15 protein-coding genes and 1 pseudogene are annotated in these 19,994 nt (G+C 40.3%); 8 read left to right on the plus strand and 8 right to left on the minus strand.

What is annotated here, in order from left to right; all coding sequences use genetic code 11:
* Positions 1-103: 103 nt before the first annotated feature.
* The 3 genes from purD to glmM form a co-directional block, all read right to left on the minus strand.
* Positions 104-1,465, minus strand: coding sequence for a phosphoribosylamine--glycine ligase (gene purD, locus CQA40_RS01370; protein ID WP_115519201.1), 1,362 nt, complete (start codon positions 1,463-1,465; stop codon positions 104-106).
* A 313-nt stretch (positions 1,466-1,778) separates the two neighbouring features.
* Positions 1,779-2,336 carry a signal peptidase II gene (lspA, locus tag CQA40_RS01375; protein WP_258864414.1) on the minus strand — a complete coding sequence of 186 codons (558 nt, stop codon included), beginning with the start codon at positions 2,334-2,336 and terminating at the stop codon, positions 1,779-1,781.
* Positions 2,333-3,721 (minus strand): phosphoglucosamine mutase, encoded by a 1,389-nt coding sequence (gene glmM / locus CQA40_RS01380; protein ID WP_115519221.1) that lies wholly within the window; start codon positions 3,719-3,721, stop codon positions 2,333-2,335. Before glmM ends, lspA begins: the two co-directional genes overlap by 4 nt.
* Positions 3,722-3,936: 215 nt before the next feature.
* On the opposite strand from glmM, the gene rpsT reads away from it, so the two are divergent.
* Complete coding sequence (gene rpsT / locus CQA40_RS01385) at positions 3,937-4,203, plus strand: 30S ribosomal protein S20 (protein WP_115519202.1); 267 nt, start codon at positions 3,937-3,939, stop codon at positions 4,201-4,203.
* A gap of 80 nt (positions 4,204-4,283) precedes the next feature.
* Positions 4,284-5,348, plus strand: coding sequence for a peptide chain release factor 1 (prfA, locus tag CQA40_RS01390; RefSeq protein WP_115519203.1), 1,065 nt, complete (start codon positions 4,284-4,286; stop codon positions 5,346-5,348).
* 382 nt (positions 5,349-5,730) lie between these two features.
* On the opposite strand, the gene CQA40_RS01395 is transcribed toward prfA, so the two are convergent.
* Complete coding sequence (locus CQA40_RS01395; RefSeq protein ID WP_115519204.1) at positions 5,731-6,699, minus strand: BspA family leucine-rich repeat surface protein; 969 nt, start codon at positions 6,697-6,699, stop codon at positions 5,731-5,733.
* 411 nt (positions 6,700-7,110) lie between these two features.
* On the opposite strand from CQA40_RS01395, the gene petA reads away from it, so the two are divergent.
* The 3 genes and pseudogenes from petA to CQA40_RS11835 form a co-directional block, all read left to right on the plus strand.
* Positions 7,111-7,611, plus strand: coding sequence for a ubiquinol-cytochrome c reductase iron-sulfur subunit (petA, locus tag CQA40_RS01400; protein WP_023928402.1), 501 nt, complete (start codon positions 7,111-7,113; stop codon positions 7,609-7,611).
* 10 nt (positions 7,612-7,621) lie between these two features.
* Entirely contained in the window at positions 7,622-8,881 is a 1,260-nt protein-coding gene (locus CQA40_RS01405) for a cytochrome bc complex cytochrome b subunit (RefSeq protein WP_115519205.1), read from the plus strand.
* A pseudogene (locus CQA40_RS11835) lies at positions 8,878-9,486 on the plus strand (c-type cytochrome); the annotation flags it as partial. The gene CQA40_RS01405 and the pseudogene CQA40_RS11835, both read left to right, overlap by 4 nt.
* Positions 9,487-10,251: 765 nt before the next feature.
* Here the strand turns inward: CQA40_RS11835 and CQA40_RS01415 are convergent.
* Positions 10,252-11,466, minus strand: a complete 1,215-nt coding sequence (locus CQA40_RS01415) for a glutathionylspermidine synthase family protein (protein ID WP_115519206.1) — start codon at positions 11,464-11,466, stop codon at positions 10,252-10,254.
* Positions 11,467-11,665: 199 nt separating this feature from the next.
* On the opposite strand from CQA40_RS01415, the gene CQA40_RS01425 reads away from it, so the two are divergent.
* Positions 11,666-12,268 carry a zeta toxin family protein gene (locus CQA40_RS01425; RefSeq protein ID WP_115519208.1) on the plus strand — a complete coding sequence of 201 codons (603 nt, stop codon included), beginning with the start codon at positions 11,666-11,668 and terminating at the stop codon, positions 12,266-12,268.
* A 28-nt stretch (positions 12,269-12,296) separates the two neighbouring features.
* Here CQA40_RS01425 and ffh read toward each other — a convergent pair whose 3' ends face one another.
* Positions 12,297-13,658 (minus strand): signal recognition particle protein, encoded by a 1,362-nt coding sequence (ffh, locus tag CQA40_RS01430; protein ID WP_115519209.1) that lies wholly within the window; start codon positions 13,656-13,658, stop codon positions 12,297-12,299.
* 262 nt (positions 13,659-13,920) lie between these two features.
* Here ffh and ilvN point away from each other — a divergent pair, with 262 nt between their 5' ends.
* Positions 13,921-14,391, plus strand: coding sequence for an acetolactate synthase small subunit (gene ilvN / locus CQA40_RS01435; RefSeq protein ID WP_023928393.1), 471 nt, complete (start codon positions 13,921-13,923; stop codon positions 14,389-14,391).
* Here ilvN and CQA40_RS01440 read toward each other — a convergent pair whose 3' ends face one another.
* Positions 14,392-17,328, minus strand: coding sequence for a Plug domain-containing protein (locus CQA40_RS01440; protein ID WP_181882786.1), 2,937 nt, complete (start codon positions 17,326-17,328; stop codon positions 14,392-14,394). It lies immediately after the preceding gene.
* Positions 17,258-17,437: a hypothetical protein gene (locus CQA40_RS01445; protein ID WP_115519211.1), complete on the minus strand. Its 180-nt coding sequence runs from the start codon at positions 17,435-17,437 to the stop codon at positions 17,258-17,260. Before CQA40_RS01445 ends, CQA40_RS01440 begins: the two co-directional genes overlap by 71 nt.
* Before the next feature lie 424 nt (positions 17,438-17,861).
* Between CQA40_RS01445 and CQA40_RS01450 the strand changes: the two genes are divergently transcribed.
* The gene (locus CQA40_RS01450; RefSeq protein ID WP_115519212.1) at positions 17,862-19,973 is read left to right on the plus strand and encodes a methyl-accepting chemotaxis protein; all 2,112 of its coding nucleotides are present in this window, start codon (positions 17,862-17,864) and stop codon (positions 19,971-19,973) included.
* Positions 19,974-19,994 lie beyond the last annotated feature (21 nt).

Here is a 19,994-nt window from a genome sequence, read left to right on the forward strand (position 1 = left end):
TTGGCTTCCTTTTGTTTTGGCTATGGTTTGGATTTTGTGGTTAGATTTTGCTAGATTTTAGGGTTTTTGCATTTTTTTGGCATTTTTGGGCGAAGTTTGTTGCCTAAGGCTTGATTGCTTTATCTGCGATGTCTTTGCGATATATTGCGCCCTCAAATTGTATGGACTTTGCGATTGTGTAGGCGTTTGCTTTGGCTTTTGGCAAACTATCTGCTATGCCAACTGCTAGGGCTACTCTCCCACCACTTGCTAGCATAGAATGCTCCCTATCCTCGCTACTCTCACTCACTCCTGCATAATGCACTCGCCCTAGATTTTTATCATAAGGAGTGATTTTGATAGTATGAGGAGTGCTACTACCAAAGGGATAGTTATGACTTGCAAGCACTACTGCTACGCAGTGCTTATCACTAAATGCTACTTGAAGGTTTTTTAGGCTTTTGTTTTTCACAGCTTCGCAAATATCAAGCAAAGGCGTTTGCAAAAGTGGCATAAGCACTTCGCATTCTGGGTCGCCAAAGCGGACATTAAATTCTAGTAGATATGGCTCTAACTCGCCCTCTTTTTCTACCACCATTATTCCTGCGAAAAGCACCCCACAAAAAGGCGTGCCTCTTTTTTTCATTCCCTCTAGCGTAGGTGCAAAAATCCTAGATTCTATTTTTTGCATTAGGGCTTTATCACAAAGTGGTGTTGGTGTGTATGCACCCATACCACCTGTATTTGGTCCTTTATCTCCGTCATAAAGCTGCTTGTGGTCTTGGCAAGCAGGCAAAGTGATGAAGTCCTCTCCATCACAGATTGCAAAGACGGATAGCTCATAGCCTGCTAGATACTCCTCCACCACGATACGCAAGCCCGCTTCCCCAAAGCTTTTCCCACTTAGCATTGACTCTATACTTTGCTTGGCTTCATCATAAGTTTGGGTGATGATTACGCCTTTGCCCGCGCATAGTCCGCTAGCTTTGACTACGATAGGTGGGGTAAGCGTGCGTGCAAAATCTAGGGCTTTTTGTGGATTGTCTGTTTGGATATATTTCGCAGTTGGGATTTTAAACTCACATAAAAAATCTTTCATAAACGCTTTTGAACCCTCTAGCTTTGCGGCATCTTTGCTAGGTCCAAAAGCCTTTATGCCCTCTTTTGCTAGCTCATCGCTTAGCCCTGCCACTAGTGCGCTCTCCCCACCGATAATCACCCAATCGATTTGCTTCTCTTTGCAAAAGGTAGTGATTTCCTCATTGCTTTTTAGCTCTACATTTTGCCCTAGCGTTTTTGTGCCTGCATTGCCTGTGGCAAAGTAGATTTCTCCTACCCGCTTATCACTTCGCAAATGCTCGCCTAGAGCGTATTCTCTGCCACCATTGCCGACTATGAGTATGGATTTTTTGTTTGTGATGTTTTGGGAAGTGGAATAGGATTGCGTGGAATAGGATTGCGAAGTGCTAGGGGGGTTGCTTGACATTATTAGCCTTTTTAAGATTTTGTATGATGAAGCACCCAAATAACCGCTACTTAAACTTTGCGCAGCCCACTCTTACAAGCTACAAATAAGGCTGGAGGATTCTCTTAGGCGGCAGACACTCGCCTACTTAAAGGCTTCAAACGCGAATACCGACACACAAAAACCGCTACCAAAGCCTAAAATACTTCGATTAACGGACTCACCAAAAAAGAAACACGAGTTATTCAGGCGCAATACTTGTGATTGACACATTTTCAAGGCATTATTATAAGGTTGTTTGGCTTAATTTTGGGTTACAAAGTAATCAAAAAATTTATTTTAGGACTTCTTGGCTTTTGCTAGCGTGTTTTTTATCTAGCCATAGCCATTGAATCATAAGTATAGCCACGCCTATGTCGATACACACATCAGCGACATTAAATATCGCAAACTCAAACCAATAATGCCAATGCACAAAATCCACTACCGCGCCGTGTATAAATCTATCAATGACATTAGAAACCCCACCTCCTAGTATAAGCCCTATACCCAAAAAATACCGCTTCATCGCGTCATTGTTGAAAAGCAAGTATGCAAAAATCGCTAGCAAAAATCCCATTTGAAGCCATTTGAGATATTCGCCTAGACTTGCTAGCATAGAGAAAGCTACGCCGTCATTATACACAAGCACGATAGAAATCATCTCGCTACTCCAGCGAAATCCATCTAAAATAATGCTTTTTACATATTGGTCGCAAGCAATCACAGCTATGATGACAAGGGTAAGTTTTATGAAGCCATAGATTTTGCTTTTTGCAGTGGAATGGGGAGCTTTTTTGGGTGATTTGGGTGGGAGATATGAAAAAAATGTCGTATTTTGTGAGATTTTCACCCTAACGCTCCTTTGAAAAATGTCTCTATCTCTGCGCTCATCTCTTCAATCACACTCATTTGCTTGCCCTCCAAGAGAATCCTTAGCTTGTTTTCTGTGCCAGAGTAGCGGATAAGCGGGCGCAAATGTGCTTTTGTGATTTTCTCACATAATTGTTTATAGCCGTTTAATGATTCTAGTGGTGGCTTTGAAGTTACTTTGATATTTAGCAGTTTTTGTGGGTATAGCTCAAATGGACGCAGGGCTTTGTGGGATTTTGCCTTTTTGCGCAAGATAAGTGCCATTACCTGTATCGCGCTTAGGACGCCATCTCCTGTGGTGGAATAATCACTAAAGATGATATGCCCGCTTTGCTCGCCACCAAAGTTTGTGCTATGCTTTTTCATCGCATCAAACACATACTTATCCCCTACCCCACACCGCTTAAGCGAGATATTTTGGGATTGTAGGTATTCTTCTAAGGCAAGGTTGCTCATCTGTGTGGCTATGACTATGGAATTCTCTAGCTCATTTATAGAATGCAAATATACAGCAAGCGCACCTATGAGGTTGTCCCCATCGACTATGCCACCTTTGTCATCTACGACTACAAGCCTATCTGCATCGCCATCAAGTCCAAATCCTATATCCCCTCGATATTTTAGCACCGCTTTTGCGAGGTTTTGAGGGTGCATAGCCCCGCACTGCTCGTTTATGTTGAACCCATTTGGCTCATTATTTAGAACGATTACATCTGCACCTAGTTCGCGAAAGATTGTGGGGGCGACTTTGTATGCCGCGCCATTTGCACAATCTAGCACGATTCTAAGTCCTTGCAGGGTAAGCTCTTTTGGGAAAGAATTTTTGATATGCACGATATATCGCCCGATGACATCATCTATGCGCTTTGAGCTACCGATAGACTTGCCTTTTTTGTAGGCATTGTCAAAAAGTGTGGGCGAGTGGAAAATCTCCTCAATGTGAGATTCTGCCCTCTCATCTAGTTTGTGCCCAAATCTGTCAAAAAACTTTATGCCATTGTCCTCATAGGGATTGTGGCTTGCAGAAATCATTATCCCAGCATCACAGCGCATATCAGCAGTGAGAAACGCAATCGCAGGGGTTGGCATAGGTCCTACTTGTATGACATCATAGCCCACGCTTGTAAGTGCGCTAACTAGGGCATTTTCTATCATATATCCGCTTCGCCGCGTGTCTTTGCCAACTAAGATTTTATTGGTTGAGGGGATTTTGGAGTCTTGTGTGTTGTGAAAATATAGCCCCGCTGCTATGCCAAGACGCAAGCATAAACTAGGCGTAATAACCCCTCCTGCTTCGCCACGAACGCCATCTGTGCCAAATACTTTTTTGAGGGCTTGTTTTTGTGATTTTGTGGATTTTGTCATTTGTCTAAAAACTCCTAAAGAATTTTTTATGCGATTTTGCGCTTCCCCTATTTTCACTATTTTCACTTGCTTTTTTAGGCTTGCTTTTTGTTTGTAAACTAGAATCTTACACTATTTTTGCAACTATTTTTGTAATGTTTTTGGGGCAATTAAACTCATTTTAATCAAAACTGCTGTAAAATGCGCAGTTTAAATTTTCCCAAAAGGACAATCTTATGGCAAACCATAAATCCGCAGAAAAACGAATAAGACAAACACAAACGCGCACGCTCCGCAATCGCTACTATCGCACTAGAATCAAAAATATCATAAAATCCGTGCGAGAAAGCATAGAAAGCAAAGACGCGACAAAAGCCCAAGAAGCATTCAAAATCGCAAACAAAGAGTTGCATAAATTTGTCTCTAAGGGCATTTTGAAAAAAAATACTGCCGCTAGAAAGGTAAGCAGACTAAATAGCGCACTAAAAAAGCTAAGTGCGTAACTTCACAAATCTTGTAATACTTCATCTACTTCCGTAGCACGCAGAATCTAGCACAAAATCCAAAAGAGCAAATCTTAGAAATGCTACTTGATAAGCTAAAGCCAATCATTTCTCGCTACGAGGAAATAAGCTCAAAACTAGCTGATTCTGCAAGCCTAAGCGATGTCAAACTACTAACCGAACTTAGCAAAGAGCAATCCTCCATAGAGGAAATCACTCAAAAAGCCAAACAATACATTTCTACGCTAGATTCTATCACGCATAGCAAAGCCCTGCTAGATGACAAAGAGCTGGGCGAACTTGCAAAAGAGGAGCTAAAAAGCCTAGAAGCGACAAAAGCTAAGTTAGAGGACGAAATAAAGATTTTACTAATCCCTAAAGACCCAAATGGCAATAAAAATGTATTTTTAGAAATCCGCGCAGGCACAGGAGGCGATGAGGCGGGAATCTTCGTGGGGGATTTATTCAAGGCGTATTGTCGCTATGCGGATTTGCGTAAATGGAAAGTCGAAATCATAAGCTCAAGCGAAAATAGCGTGGGAGGATATAAAGAAATCATCGCGCTTATCAAGGGTGAGGGCGTGTATTCTCGCTTAAAGTATGAAGGTGGCACACACCGCGTGCAGCGCGTCCCAGAGACCGAATCACAAGGGCGCATTCACACTTCTGCCGTAACAATCGCCATAATGCCCGAAGTCGATGATGTGGAAGTGAGTATCAACCCAAATGACTTAAAAATCGATGTGTTTCGCAGTGGCGGACACGGCGGACAAAGTGTCAATACTACCGATTCTGCGGTGCGAATCACGCACATTCCCACAGGTATTTCAGTCTCTATGCAAGATGAAAAATCCCAGCACAAAAATAAAGACAAGGCATTAAAAATCCTCAAAGCGCGAATCTATGAAATGGAGCTAGAAAACAAAGCAAAGGCAGAGGGCGCAAACCGCAAGGAGCAAGTCGGTAGTGGCGATAGGAGCGAGCGAATCCGCACTTATAATTACCCGCAAAATCGCCTAACCGACCATAGAATAAATCTCACGCTGTATAGTTTAGAGGAGATTATGCTATCAGGCAATCTTGATTCTATAATAGACCCGCTTATCACACACGCCCAAAGTGAGGCGATGAGCGCAAGTGAGTAAAACTACAAGTGAAGCGAATGTGGGATAAATCTGCACAGAAAGGTTTTTAAGCAAGCCAAACAAAGTTAGTATAAAGTAAAAACGAATTAGAATAAAAAGCAGAATTTAGTTTTTGAAGTTTGTAAAAACTAGCGCGGGTAAGGCAAAAAGGCTAAAAAACTGATAAAGCAATACTAGACTTGCCAAATAAAGCTAGCTAAATGTTGTTTTGGCTAGTTGTGGTATCTGTGAAATCACTTCCGCAACACAATCAAAAAACTTGTAAAAAACACTTAAAAAATGCCACAAAATCTAGCCAAAAAAAATATCGCTACACTTGGCTTTGACTAGAAAAAGACATTCTAGTCAAAATATTTCTATGCTAAAAAGTATTAAAGAAACACTATTTTTTGAGCCACTTTGGTGGATTTTTCTCTAGGGCAGAATCTTTAAACATATCTTTCATTATCGCATCGGGACGTAGCTTATCCCCCCAAGCGTCCAAATTTTGTTTATAGGCAGGAGTTTTCTCAAACATTTTATTCATATTTTTGACATTGCGGATATTCCACATATCAAGTGGCTGATTAAACGCCTTTGTGCCATAAAACATTCCTTTCATTGAGCGAACTCTGCTGACATTCCATTTATCAAGCGGTTGGTTAAAGGCTTCTGCTCCTGCAAACATAGCTATCATAACCTCTACACTACTGACATCCCAATTATTTAGTGGCTCATTAAAAGTCTCCAAACCCTTAAACATTAGGCTCATATCCTTGACATTGCTGACATCCCAGCACTCAATCCCCTTAAACTCACTTCTAAGAGGGATAAGGTATTCGGTATCTGGGTCGTTTTCGTCTTCTTCTGTGTCAAAAAACAAACGCTTCATATCTGTGATTTTACTCGTATCAATCTCGCCTAGATTTATGCTTTCATCTCTTATGAGCTTTTTTAGGGCGATTAGATTTTTGGGGAAGTATTTAGGGTTGGGGCAGTTGTCATACCCATCATCACTTGCATCCGTGGCTATTTGACGAGAATCTGCTAGTCGTTTGCCACTAGGAAGTGGTATTGCAGAGCTTTTAATCTCAAGTTTTGATATATCTAGCTCTGTATCATCTTCTTCTGTGGACTCACTTTGGTTTTCATCATCTGCTATGTCTTCGCTTATGGCTTTGTCTTTTTGGAATAGTGCGCAACCTGTCGTGCCAAATATCACAGCCATTCCAAAAAGCCCTACAAATATAGCTTTGCACAATGTAGCAGGCATTCCTAGTAGAAACTCCAAAGACAATACCAAAGAAGCAGGCTTATTTGGCTTATATTGTTGGTATTCTTGTTTTGTGTGTTTTTGATTTTTGTATAGCATTTGCTCTCCTTATTTGGATAGTAAATTTTTAAGGTAAAATCGCTATTGTAGCGCAAAAAAATATCTAAAAAGATACATTCTCTTATTTTTTAGATAAGTTTTTAGCAAAATTGATAGGATTTTGGAAAAGTCTTAAAATAAGTAGCGTGAAATGCGACAAAACAAAGCACTACATAGCCCGATATTATTTAAGGATACTAGGCAAATGTTTCTTAACGAAGCACAATCCCTAAAATATCGCACAAAAGCCTATTTACTGATACTTTTGCATTTTTTGTGGCTATTTTTTATTCTCAAAAAGGACAAAATTATGAATTTATATTAGTTTTTTTATAATTTTGTGGTTATTTAATAAGACTTTTAAATGTTTATCGTTACAATCAACCTTTTATTTTGCAAAAGGAGAACGCAATGGCTGAAGTAAAAAGACGCGATTTCTTGGGTATGGCACTAGGTGGCGTTACCGCTGTGGGTGCTGTGGCTTCACTAATCGCTGTGAAAAAGACTTGGGACCCTCTCCCAAGCGTTGTTTCTGCTGGTGTAACCACCGTAGATGTGGCAGAACTAAAAGAGGGGGATTTTTCTCGCGTTGAGTGGCGTGGTAAGCCTGTGTTTATCATTAGAAAAGACGCTCAAGATGGCTTTGATGCGAAGCGAAACTTCAAGATAGGCGATGCCGTGTATACGCTTGGTTTGCAGATTTGCACTCATTTGGGCTGCATACCATTCTACAAAAGCGATGAAAAAAGCTTTCTTTGTCCTTGCCACGGCGGACGATTCACCCTAGATGGTATAAATGTCGAGGGCACTCCACCACCTAGACCATTTGATGTTCCGCCATTTAAAGTAGAAGGCACAGTGCTTACGCTTGGTGTTTCTGGACCCGAGTATGAAGCTATGCTAAAAGCATAAAGGAGAGAAAATGGCGACTTTTAACAAATCAGAAGGACTTATGGATTGGCTTGATAAAAGGCTTGGTGTAAATAAATTCCTCAAAGTGATGATGACGGAATATTGGATTCCTAAAAATATCAATTTTCTTTGGGCTATGGGCGTGCTTTTGCTGACACTATTTACGCTACTTGTGGTAAGCGGACTGTTTTTGCTTATGTATTACAAGCCTGATACAGACTATGCGTTTAATAGCGTGAATTTCACTATTATGAAAGAAGTGGAGTTTGGCTGGCTGTGGCGACATATCCACGCAGTAGCTGCAAGTATGGTGTTTGTGATTATTTACATTCATATGTTTGTAGCGATTTATTATGGCTCGTATAAGCAAGGGCGAGAAATGGTGTGGATAGGCGGTATGTTGCTGTTTGTGGTATTTTCTGCGGAAGCGTTTAGTGGGTATATGTTGCCTTGGGGGCAGATGAGCTATTGGGCTGCTACTGTTATTACCAACCTTTTTGGTGGGATTCCATTTATTGGCGATGATTTAGTCGAGTGGATACGAGGAAACTATGTCGTAGCTGATGCGACTTTGACAAGGTTTTTTATGCTTCACGTAGTGCTATTGCCTGTGGTGATAATGCTACTTATCGCGTTTCACTTCTATTCGCTACGATTCCCCCACGTAAATAACCAAGATGGCGAAGAGATAAACTTCGAGGAAGAAGCAAAAAAATACGAAGAGGGCAAAAAAGCAGAATCCAAAGTTATTCCTTTTTGGCCTGTGTTTATGTCCAAAGACATTTTTGTGATATGCGTGTTTATGATGCTATTTTTCTACCTTGTGTGCTATCACTTTGATTTTGCTATGGACCCTGTAAATTTTGACCCAGCGGATTCTCTAAAAACTCCTACACATATTTATCCTGAGTGGTATTTCTTGTGGAGCTATGAAGTGTTGCGTGGATTTTTCTTTAATGTAGGACCGATAAAAGCTAGCGACATAGGACTTGCAGCGTTTGGTGTGGCACAAGTGGTATTTTTGCTACTTCCTTGGCTTGATAGAAGCCCTGTGGTAAAGCCAGCTCACAAGCGCAAGGCTTACTTTGTGTGGTTTTGGCTACTTATCATAGATTTAATCGTGCTAACAGTCTATGGCAAGCTCCCACCAGAGGGGATAAACACCTACATAGGTTGTGTGGCTTCTATTGGATTTTTGTTCCTTATTTTTGTCGCATTACCTTATATCACTATCAAAGAGCGTAAAGCTGCGCAAGGAGGTGGGCTATGAGAGAATTAAAGATTTTAGTCATTGTAGTGATTGTGATTGGTGTGATTTATTGGGGTGTAGAGCCTTTGGCACATAGCGTTATGCACCCAAAAGTCGCTCCTGCAGAATTTGACTTTGTCGCAAGTGGCAAAAATGATGTCTTTGACTTAAAGCAACTAGTCAAAAAAGCAGATGCCAACCTAAAATCTGCACAAAAAAGTGGCAATCAGCTAAACATAGAGCGAGCGCAAAAAGAGCTAGATAAAGCGCAAGAAAATCTAGCAAATCTTGATGGATTTTGGAGCAAGATGGACTTAAAAAATGGCAATGCAGAAGAGGGCAAGCAAATCTTTGTAGAAAACTGCAACTCCTGCCACACTGTGAAGTCCCAGCCTGATTTGGCTGCTCGTAGCACAGAGCAAAGCGATGAGGAAGTCTCCCAAGCTTATGGCGTTATCCCGCCAGATTTATCTACCGTGGCAGCTGTGCTAGACCACAACTTTTTGGCACACTTTATCAAAAACCCTATCCTTGCTTCTAAGCTATGGCACAAAGAAGACCTAGTCTATCCTATGTCAGGCTATGATTGGCTAGGAGATGAAGCGATAGGAAATATCGTGGCATATCTTTCCTCTATCGCACCAAAAGAAATCAGCGATAAAGAAGTGTTTGAGCAGGCTTGTTTGCGCTGTCATAGCGTGAATTATGACAAGCTCACTTCGCCTAGTGTCATCGGCGATTTGAACCGCTACTTGGGTGCTCGCTCATATATCTACTTCTATATGAGCTCAAACTCTAGCACTGATGATTTGGAGAGATACTTAGGAGCGCGTGCGCCTGATTTGTCTATGATGATTCGTGCGCGTGGCGAGGACTATCTATATAAGTTTATGAATGACCCACAAAAACTTCTACCCGGCACTTCTATGCCACGACTAGGGCTTACAAAAGAAGCTGAAGAAAAAGTCATAAACTATCTAAATGAAGTGGGCGACACTAAGAAAGAGCAAAGAGAATCGCTAGGCTGGAAAATAATGCTATTCTTTGGCATTATGGCGGTGCTTGCGTATCTTTGGAAGCGCAAAATATGGGCTGAGTTGCATTAGTGTTTGTTTGGAGGGGGTTTAGATTTGATAGCGTTTTGCTTATTTTACTTATTTGGGATTTCAAAATAGTGCGAAATCTAAGAAAAAATTAGGTTTTCTTTTTGGAATCCCATTTTTTGATTCTGCATAATATTTCAACCTTATCCACCATTAGCTTTAGCATTTTACTCCACTAAACAGCTTTAAGTGCGATTTGGCAAAGTATTTAAGCCAAGATTCCAAGCAAAATCCCGTGCGCAAAATAATTATCTAAGCCAAAATCAAACAAATATTCTTAAAACAATCCTAAACTATTCTGTGGCTTACAAATTTGGAATAGTTATCCAAGATTAGCCCCTCTTTGCCTTTTTTGGCACTTTTGCGAAATCCTAGCCCGCAAGATTCATAGGCAAAAAACACATTTGGCTGGTAGTAAAATCCATTATGCTCATTTAGCTCGCAAAACTCCTGATACACGGGCTTGAAGTTGGCATACTCGCCGATATTTTGTGCCAAAGTCGCTCCACTCTCATCAATAATCTCCACTCCCCCACCCTCTCTTCCGAAGCTTGCCTTTTTGACTTGGGCTAGCTTTGCGCCACCATTTGCACCACTATTTGAGAGCGGCTCAAAGCTAGCAGGCAATAGCAATGGGTGGTTTGGAAACAAATCCCACAAAATCTTTAGCATTCTTTTGCTTTGGAAAAGCAAAGTATAGGCAGGATTTAGAAAAATGCCCGCTTTATTTTGCATTATCCCGCGCATAAGCAGGGCTAGCTCTGGTTCATCTATGGCGATAGATTCCCAAGGTAAAAGTTTAAACAAAAATTCGTAGTTCTCATCATTAAAAAACACCCCCTCACTCTCGCTAAACTTCACTTCATCTATGTAGCCAAATTCACTTGCAAAGCCCACACTTTGCGCGATTTCTTGCAAAAATCTCGTTGTTTTTTCTTCTTCAGCATTTCCTTTCACACTTGCAAAGAGAATCTTCCACCCCTCATAGATTTCGCTAAATCTAGCTGTATCCTCTCCTAGCGTGATTATGCGCTTAAAATTCTCGCCCAATGCCTCATAGATATTATTAAACTGCGCGTTTTCATCATATCCATTTGCCTTTAGCATAGCCCACGCTATCACAGAGCTTTCATATAGTAGCGTTGGCGTATCAGCGTTAAATTCTAGCAATTTTATAGGCTTCTCATCTAGCCCACCACTAAAATCAAATCTCCCATACAAATGCCAATGCACCTCCTCCTCCCAGCTTTGCTCTATCATAGGGATTAGTGAGTTTGGTATATCTAGCTCGAAGTATAGCTTTTCATCTATGACATATTGCGCCGCTTCGCAAAACATATCATATAGTTCATTTCCTGCTTCATAAAAAGCCTCGCTTTCCTCCTCACTTATCTCTACCATTTCAGGTTCGATATATGGTGTGCTATCAGCATCTGTGTGCCAAGAAAGTCCTAGCTTTTCTAAGTCATCATTTGTGATTGGTTTTAGTGGAGTTACTTGCATTTAGTGTCCTTTGTTTTGTAGTATTTTGCCTAGATTTTGCATTATATCAAAATCTATATTTACTAGCTTTTTAAAGCATATATTTTGTGCTTTTGCACACGATTTGAAGCATAGCATTTGTGCTATAATGCCAAGTGCAAACAAAGGCACATAATAATGGTGTATTTTGTAATTTGCGTTATGAAAAAAGGCAATCAAAATGAGTAAAATCATAAATCAGTCAAGTCAAAATCCAAATGATAAAAACTATGACAAGCCAAAGGCATATATTTTTGCAGGTGTAAATGGTGCTGGCAAAACTACTCTTTATTATGATAAGCTAGAGCAAGGGAAGCATTTCGGACTGCGAATAAATATTGATGAAATTGTAAGCTCTTTTGGGGATTGGCGTGAGCAAAAAGACCAATTTCGTGCTTCAAAAATCGCCCTAAAAATCCGCACAAGCTACATAGTCCAAAGGCAAAACTTTAACCAAGAAACCACACTTTGTGGAAAAAGCATAATTACACTATTTGACACACTAAAAAAAGCTGGATATGAAATCTATCTTTATTATGTAGCTCTAAATTCTGTCAATCTTGCAAAAGAACGCGTAGCAATGCGAGTAAAAAAAGGCGGGCACAACATAAAGCCACACCTAATAGAAAGAAGATATGTAGAATCACTACAAAATCTAAAAAAAATCACGCCACTTTGTGAAAAAGTAGAAATCTTTGATAATTCACAAAACACGGCAAAGGGCACAACAAGCACATTTAGGAAAATCACAGATATGAGCTATATAGATTCTTTGTTGTGCTAGTTTTTTGCTGTCATAGATTTTTTGGATTTTAGTGCCTTTGTTTCATTTGCCCCATAAGTCCCATTAGCTCTTGCATTCCGCCCTTGCCACTAAATCGCTTTGCCATCTTTGCTGCATTGTCAAATTGCTTTACAATGCGATTTATATCTGCGACTTCTAGCCCCGCTCCTTGTGCGATTCTCTTGCGTCTTGAGCCATTTAGCAGGCTTACATCTGCTCTCTCTTTCTTTGTCATAGAATCCACCATTGCGCGGATATTTTTTATCTCTTTGGAGTTGTCTAAATCGATATTTTTTAGCCCACCTGCTACTTGAGATAGACCGGGTATCATAGAGACTAGAGAACTCATTGAGCCTAGTTTTTTGACATTTTCTATTTGTGCTAGAAAATCCTCAAACCCAAACTGCCCCTTTTTTAGCTTTTTGGTAATGTCTTTTGCTTCTTTTTCATCAATCACTGCGGCAGTTTTTTCTGCTAGAGATACTATATCACCCGCACCCATAAGCCTAGATACGATTCTATCTGGCATTGCTATGTCTAAGTCTGGAATTTTTTCTCCATTGCCGATGAAGCGCAGTGGGATTTGTAGCTGATAGGCGATATTTAGGGCGATTCCGCCTTTTGAATCACTATCAAATTTGCTCAAAATCACACCGCTTAAGCCCACCTTTTGATGAAATGCCTCCGCGCTACGCAAACCGTCTTGTCCGCTTAGAGAATCTGCTACATAAAAGATTTCATTTGGCTCGATAGATTTTTTTATCGCTTCTAGCTCGTCCATTAGATTTTCATCGATTGATAGTCGCCCTGCGCTATCGACTATCATCACATCAAATCCCCCTTGCAATGCCCTTTTTTTGGCTTCTTTTGCGACTATTTGGGGTGTGAGATTGGATTTTTCGCTAGATTGTTCCGCAAGGCTTTGTGGTGTGAAAACCTCCACTTCGATTTGCTCTCCCAAAATCTTTAGCTGGGAAACTGCGGCTAGCCTAGCCAAATCGCACGCCACAAGTAGCACCTTTTTATTGCGAGTTTTTAGGTAGTTTGCTAGCTTTGCGCTGGTTGTGGTTTTGCCACTACCTTGCAATCCGCACATAAGCACCACCGTGGGCGGACGAGGTGCATACACAAAGCCATAGTTTCCGCTTGTGGTTAGAATCTGCGTTAGGCTTTCGCTCATCGCATCCAAAAAACTTTGCTTGCCTATGCCTTTTTGCTTGGTTTTTAGCGCGATAGATTCTAGCAAGGCTTTGGTTACTTTGTGGTGGACATCGTTTTTTAGCAGGGCTTTTTTTAGCTCATCTAGTGCGCGATTTAGTGATTTTTCATCATCATTGAAGCGGATTTTGGAAGCAATGGTTTTAAAAGAGGTGCTTAGAGTTTCAAACATTTTTTTCCTTACAAAAGCTAGATTTTACAAAAGCTAGATTTTGGTGCAAAATCTTAAAGTGTCAAAATCTTGGCATACAAAATCTTAGCTTCTGTGTTGGGCTTTGCATTATTTTCACAACGCAAACACAAAACGCAAAATTGTAATATATTTTGTTTAAATTTTTATGAGATTTCTAGTTAGATTTTGCGATACAATAATGCCTTATAATTTTTGGCACACATTTAGCATAAATCACACAAAACACCTAAAGGCTTTCAAAATGCAGGCAAGAAAAATCATAAGTGTAACCGTAGTCAATGAGCATAGCGTCCTAGCGCGTGTTTCAGGGCTTTTTGCAGGGAGAGGATATAATATCGAATCCCTAACCGTAGCACCTATCCCAAATAGTGATTTATCGCGTATCACTATCGCCACAGAGGGAGATTCTCGCGTGCTAGAGCAGATTATCAAGCAGCTTCACAAACTTATCCCCGTGCTAAAGGTAAGCGATGATGATGATTTGCTAGAGAAAGAAACAGCACTTATCAAGGTGGGGATTGATGAGGATTTGGCAGGGATTGAAGCACTAGCTCGGGCTTATAATGGCAAAATCGCCAATGCCAATGAAAAATACATAATCATCGTAGCCACCGAAAAACCACACCGCATAACAAGCCTCATAAAAGCCCTAAGCAAGTTTAAGCCAAAAGAGATTTTGCGTAGCGGTGTCATCGCTATGGAGAGATATTAGCTAAAACTTATACCCCACTTGTAGCCAGAATTGTCGTCCCACTTCATAGACTGCGTAAGTGTAGCTAGAGCCTGCTATATCATAACCTGTGTATCCGTTTGATTGGCTTATAGTTGTTTCATTGCGAGCATTTAGGACATTATAGATGTCTACATTTACATAAAAAATATTTTTGTGCCACATATCCACTTCAAACCCTAGTCGCATATCCCAGCTAAATGCTCCCCTAAAATTCTTTTTGACATACACGCCCTCTATGTTTGGATAGAGTGCTTGCCACTGCTTAAACACCGCGTTGCTTGCACTTGTGGTTAGTGTAACCATTCGGCTATATGGCGAGCGATAGCGAAAAAGATTGTTCCATAGCCACCTAAACTTCCCTATATTGAAGCTATGCGTAGTACTTAGTCGTAAGCTAAAAGGACGCACAAAATTATCCACAGGTCTATCTCTATACCTCATAGGTGCATTATCATATATGATTAGAGAATCCATTAGGTATTCATCATCAGCACTATTTGCAAAGATATTGTAAGTCCTTTTGCTATGAGTCCAATCTAGCGCAAACAAATAGTGGTGCTTCACTCCAAATGTTTCAATAGTGCTATGATTTTGTGCTATTAGTGAGATGATATGACTTTGGCTTTTTCCCTCATTGCTCCATACATTGTAGCTAGTGGAGTAGCCCTCTTGTGCGGGCAGATTTAGCGCGTTTGCGCTTACGCGCATTATCTCATTTTTGCCATTGCGAAAGATATATTTTAAGCCCACGCTAAATTTTCCTAGATTGTTAGAAATCCCTCCCATTAGCTCATCACTATATGGAATCCTTAAGCTACTAAATTTCACGCTTGAAGTCCAAGCAGGATTTAGCGCGGTATTTAGCTCTATTTCCTCCCAATCGCAACTCACACAATCTCTTTTATGCGAATGCCTAGCCGCAGAAAAATCTAAGAATCTATATGAAAAAAGATTGCGTCCGTAGTAGCGATTTGCTCCAAAGGTAAGTGTGGTGCGCCACTGCTTGCTTGTAGGGGTGGCATAGCTAAGTGAAAATCTAGGAGCGATAGTGTGCTTATCCATATAGCTATCGCCTTCAAATCTCAATCCAAGACGCGCATTCATATCCCCAAATTTACCCAAATCTAATGACATATCATCTTCTACAAACCCACCATAAGCGACATTATCAAGCGTGATTTTGTTTGCTCCATAATATTGCGTGATGACATTGAAGTATTGTGCCACCGCACTATCATAGCCATTTTCCCAAGAGTTTGCTCCTGTGTGTTGGGATTTTACTTGCTCGTTTCTTGAGCTTTGGGCGTAGTCTTGATATGTTTGGTTATTTCGGTAGATAGTGGTGTTGGGATTAGAAGTTGGCTTACCGTTCATACAGGCTATAAGCCCTAGATTATCAGGTGTGGTGGGGCAAGGAGTGGTTGAGGGCACAGGGATATTATTGTCATTTGCAAATTGCACATAAGGCGATAGCCTCTGCCTTGTGGCTTTTTGATAGGATACTTCTACACCAAGTGAAAAATTGTGCGTGGTGCGCCACACAACAATAGGATTAAACAAAAAATCACTCTTTAGCGTGGGGATATGTGAATTTTGTCGCATATTGCCATAGTTTGCCGCAGTGTAGATAGACGCAGAATTTGTATCACTACGCGCCCAATCTACCGTATCGCTTACAAACCAAAGTGCATAATAAGTATATCTAGAATCAGCACTTCGCTCACTATCTATATATGAGTAGCCTATCGTGGTGGTAGATAGCCCGATAGGTGTTTGATACATTGCCTTTATGCCAGCTTGAGTGCCACCGCTTTGTGCGACATAGTCCGCATTATACGCTCCACCACTCCAAAAATAGCTATTATATTGTGGCATATAGCCTAGATTTGCCTCTATGGTTAGATTTTGGGTTGGGTTGTAGTAGGCTTTTATGTAGTAGTTGTAGGATTGGCGTTTTTGGTCTTTTTTGTCCCCAGCATTTTGTCCACTTGTGTTGGTAAGAGGATTTGCCACAAAAGTGGGGATAAAGCTCTGCGTGGTGGAAAAACTAGCGATGATTCCTAAATCTTTGGTAGCATAGCCCTCTAGCGAAGCGCGAACTAAGTGCTTAGTGAAGTATGGGTGATAGTATTCGCTTGTAGAATTTAAGAAGTTTGATTCTATGGCAGGGTCGATATGATAGTGTGTAAGGGAGATTCCGCGTGCATCGCCTTGTGTGAATTGATAGCTGACATTTGCGTGCCAGCCTTTGATTCCGCTCATTTCCCTGCGAGGTTTGCGCACATTTGCCTCCACCACCCCACCGCTAAACCCACCATAGCTCGCACTGATATTAGAATCTTGCACGATGATAGATTCTAGCAAGGAAGTATCGATGCTAAAGGCTTGGGAGCGTGGATTTTTCGCTCCTGTGCCATTTACGCCATTATCGCTAGTGAGATTTGAAGTGAGGTCATTATTGACATTGAAGCCATCAAGTTGGAAATTGTTTTGATAAAAAAGCCCACCTGAAATGCTGATATTTGCAGGGTCGATTTCGCCCTGCGTGGTAGAGCGATTTTGGGCGTTGTCAAACTGCACATTTGGTAGCAAGCGCAAAATCGAGCCTATATCGCCATTGCCACTTGGACTAGATTCTAACATACTGCGTGAGATTTCCCCTGCACTGCTTTGGTATCGCTCCCTAGATTGAGTGCCATTGTCCTTGTAGCCTTTGGCAACTACTTTGCCTAAGTCTTTTGCTTGTAAATCTTGTGATTTTGTTAGTTCTTTTGATTTTGCATTTTTCTCACTAAAATCTTGCACTTTAGAATCATATATTGCAAAATCACTCTTTTTTGATTCGCTAGAATCCATTTGCGTGGGAGTTGCTCTCTCTCTCTCTCTCGTTATCAGCGGGCGCAATCCCTCTAGCAATCTCACTGCTAGCAACTTCACTGCTAGCAACTTCGCTAGCAAATATCACTTGACTTGTAAATTCACTCATTACGCTTGCAAGCAAAAGCACTTTTTGGATATTTTTCATAAAAAACCTTTTTCTACACATTCCACACACATATATTTACGCACAATTATACACAATTTTTTACACATTTTTTGCATTTTTGCTATGTTTTTCTTATTATTTCTATGCTTTTAAGAAAAGTAAGAATTATATGCAAAATAAATGCGCATAGTAACTCAAATATTCTTAAAAAGATTTTAATCATAACCAAAGTTTTGTCTAAAAAAAGATTTTTAAAAATATATTTTCCACACAAATAAATTCCACAAAATCTTTAAGTTAAAAATATTTTTACCAAGTTTTATTTTAGTATTTATTTATGCAAACTTATGTGCATTTTTTATATAAATTTGCCACTCTTTACCGATATAGTTTGGATACATTTTAGTAGGGTTTAGTGTAGGAGTTGCGCTTTTTACAAATTTCCAAACAAAAGGGGCTGACTATGAAGCTGTTTTCCAATCTCTCTATTGGAGCAAAAATCGTATCATTTGTTTTTGGTGTCGTTGCGCTTGGGATTATTTCCCTTGTGCTAATCGTATCGTTTCGCCTAAGTGAGACGATGAAAATCAGTGCCGAGCAAGTCATCGCAAACGCTTCTGCACGAAACGCAGATTTTGTGGCAAACGCATTTGGGGAATCTAGCTCTATGCTATCTGCTTCAGTGCAAAACCTAGAGGATATTTTACATCTCATACCCTACTATGAGGTTGACCCTACGATTTTTGAGGACACTCTCACAAACGCTCTTGACAATCTATCTTATGCTACTTATGGCTATATTTATTTGACAAATCCCCCAAGTAATTTCCGCAATAAAAATTCCAATTTCACAAGCCAAAATGGGGATTTTGTGATTTTTTATAAAGATGAAAATATGAAAGCACACGGCGGGCTTAAGCTACAAAAAGCAAATAGTGCTATTGTGGGACTATCAAGCGTGCAAAAAGCCCTAAAATCTAGCTATGGCAAAGAGTTGGTAAATTTTGGCGAGCCAAAAAATATCAATGTCGGTGGCAACCTAATCGGTGTGAATGTCGCTGCACCGATTTTTGACTCAAACAAAAAAATCATAGGTGCGATAGGATTTATCATTGATTCTGCGATTTTGGGGGAATATATACTTGACCCAAGTCTTAGGAATTTTGAGGGCGAAGATAAAATGCTAGTAAATAGCAATGGAACAATCACCGTGCATACAAATTCCAAAATCGTGCTAGAGAATTACTTTGACTTAAACAAATCTCCAAAAGTCCAAAAAGTCTATGACACCATAAAGCAATCCCAAAACAGAATCTTTGATGATTATAAGACTTTGGGAGGTGTAGATAGCTATATCAGTGTGAGTTCTTTTAAAAACAGCGATGGCTCTTCTTACTCTATCGTGGTAAGTGCGCCCAAAAAAATGGTGCTAGAGCCACTATATAATCTCCAAAAACTCATATTTTTTGTCTCTGTGGTGGTGCTTGCTATCATTATGGTAGCGATATTTTTCTTTGTCAAAAAAAATATCGCTATGCGCTTGCCTATTATCCTAAACACGCTTGATTCATTTTTTAAATACCTTAACCACGAGGGAAATGAGGTGCATACCATAAAAATCCGCGCTCAAGATGAGCTAGGCAAAATGGGGCAAATCATCAATGAAAACATAGAAAAATCCCAAGTCTCAATCGACAAAGACGCAGCCCTAGTCAAAGAATCCCTAGAAGTCATAAGCAATATTCAATCAAGTGGTGTAGTAGATAGACGAATCGCACTAGAGGGTAGCAATCCACAGCTAAATGCACTAAGGGATTCTGTAAATAATCTACTAAATGTAATGAATACAGCCATAGGCACAGACCTAAACGAAATCAATCGTGTATTTGATAGCTATACAAAGCTAGATTTTACTACTGAAGTAGCAAATGCAAAAGGACGCGTAGAAGTCGTTACCAATACACTAGGTGCAGAAGTAAGAAAAATGCTAAAGACTTCACTAAACTTTGCAAACTCTCTTAATGAACAAAGTGATAAACTTGAAGAAGCAGTAGCTTCTCTTACTCAAAGCTCAAACTCTCAAGCCTCAAGCCTAGAGCAAACAGCAACAGCAGTAGAGGAAATCACTTCATCTATGCAAAATGTATCCTCAAGGAGTAATGAAGTGATTAACCAAACAGAAGACATTAGAAATGTCATAGGAATCATAAGAGATATAGCAGACCAAACAAACTTACTTGCACTAAATGCAGCCATTGAAGCCGCACGCGCAGGTGAGCACGGCAGAGGATTTGCAGTTGTCGCTGATGAAGTGAGAAAGCTAGCAGAGCGCACAGGTAAATCACTAGGAGAGATTGAAGCAAATACAAACTTACTTGTGCAATCAATCAATGATATGGCAGAATCTATAAAAGAGCAAACTGCTGGAATCGCTCAAATCAATGAAACCATAACAAACCTAGAATCCGTAACCCAAGAAAATGTAAGCATAGCAAATGCTAGCTCACAAATCTCTACAAGTGTATCTAATATCGCTAAAGCAATATTAGATGATGCTAATAAGAAAAAGTGCTAAGGTGTGAGTGGAGGGAGTGAG

It is taken from the genome of Helicobacter sp. MIT 01-3238, assembly GCF_003364135.1.
In the GTDB taxonomy this organism is placed as follows: Bacteria; Campylobacterota; Campylobacteria; order Campylobacterales; family Helicobacteraceae; genus Helicobacter_B.

Coding starts and splice junctions, on each gene's coding strand:
- CQA40_RS01425 (WP_115519208.1), top strand. CDS start 11,666: ATGAGTAAAATCATAAATCAGTCAAGTCAAAATCCAAATGATAAAAAC.
- CQA40_RS01395 (WP_115519204.1), bottom strand. CDS start 6,699: ATGCTATACAAAAATCAAAAACACACAAAACAAGAATACCAACAATAT.
- CQA40_RS01405 (WP_115519205.1), top strand. CDS start 7,622: ATGGCGACTTTTAACAAATCAGAAGGACTTATGGATTGGCTTGATAAA.
- rpsT (WP_115519202.1), top strand. CDS start 3,937: ATGGCAAACCATAAATCCGCAGAAAAACGAATAAGACAAACACAAACG.
- CQA40_RS01445 (WP_115519211.1), bottom strand. CDS start 17,437: ATGAAAAATATCCAAAAAGTGCTTTTGCTTGCAAGCGTAATGAGTGAA.
- petA (WP_023928402.1), top strand. CDS start 7,111: ATGGCTGAAGTAAAAAGACGCGATTTCTTGGGTATGGCACTAGGTGGC.
- CQA40_RS01450 (WP_115519212.1), top strand. CDS start 17,862: ATGAAGCTGTTTTCCAATCTCTCTATTGGAGCAAAAATCGTATCATTT.
- purD (WP_115519201.1), bottom strand. CDS start 1,465: ATGTCAAGCAACCCCCCTAGCACTTCGCAATCCTATTCCACGCAATCC.
- glmM (WP_115519221.1), bottom strand. CDS start 3,721: ATGACAAAATCCACAAAATCACAAAAACAAGCCCTCAAAAAAGTATTT.
- prfA (WP_115519203.1), top strand. CDS start 4,284: ATGCTACTTGATAAGCTAAAGCCAATCATTTCTCGCTACGAGGAAATA.
- CQA40_RS01415 (WP_115519206.1), bottom strand. CDS start 11,466: ATGCAAGTAACTCCACTAAAACCAATCACAAATGATGACTTAGAAAAG.
- ffh (WP_115519209.1), bottom strand. CDS start 13,658: ATGTTTGAAACTCTAAGCACCTCTTTTAAAACCATTGCTTCCAAAATC.
- ilvN (WP_023928393.1), top strand. CDS start 13,921: ATGCAGGCAAGAAAAATCATAAGTGTAACCGTAGTCAATGAGCATAGC.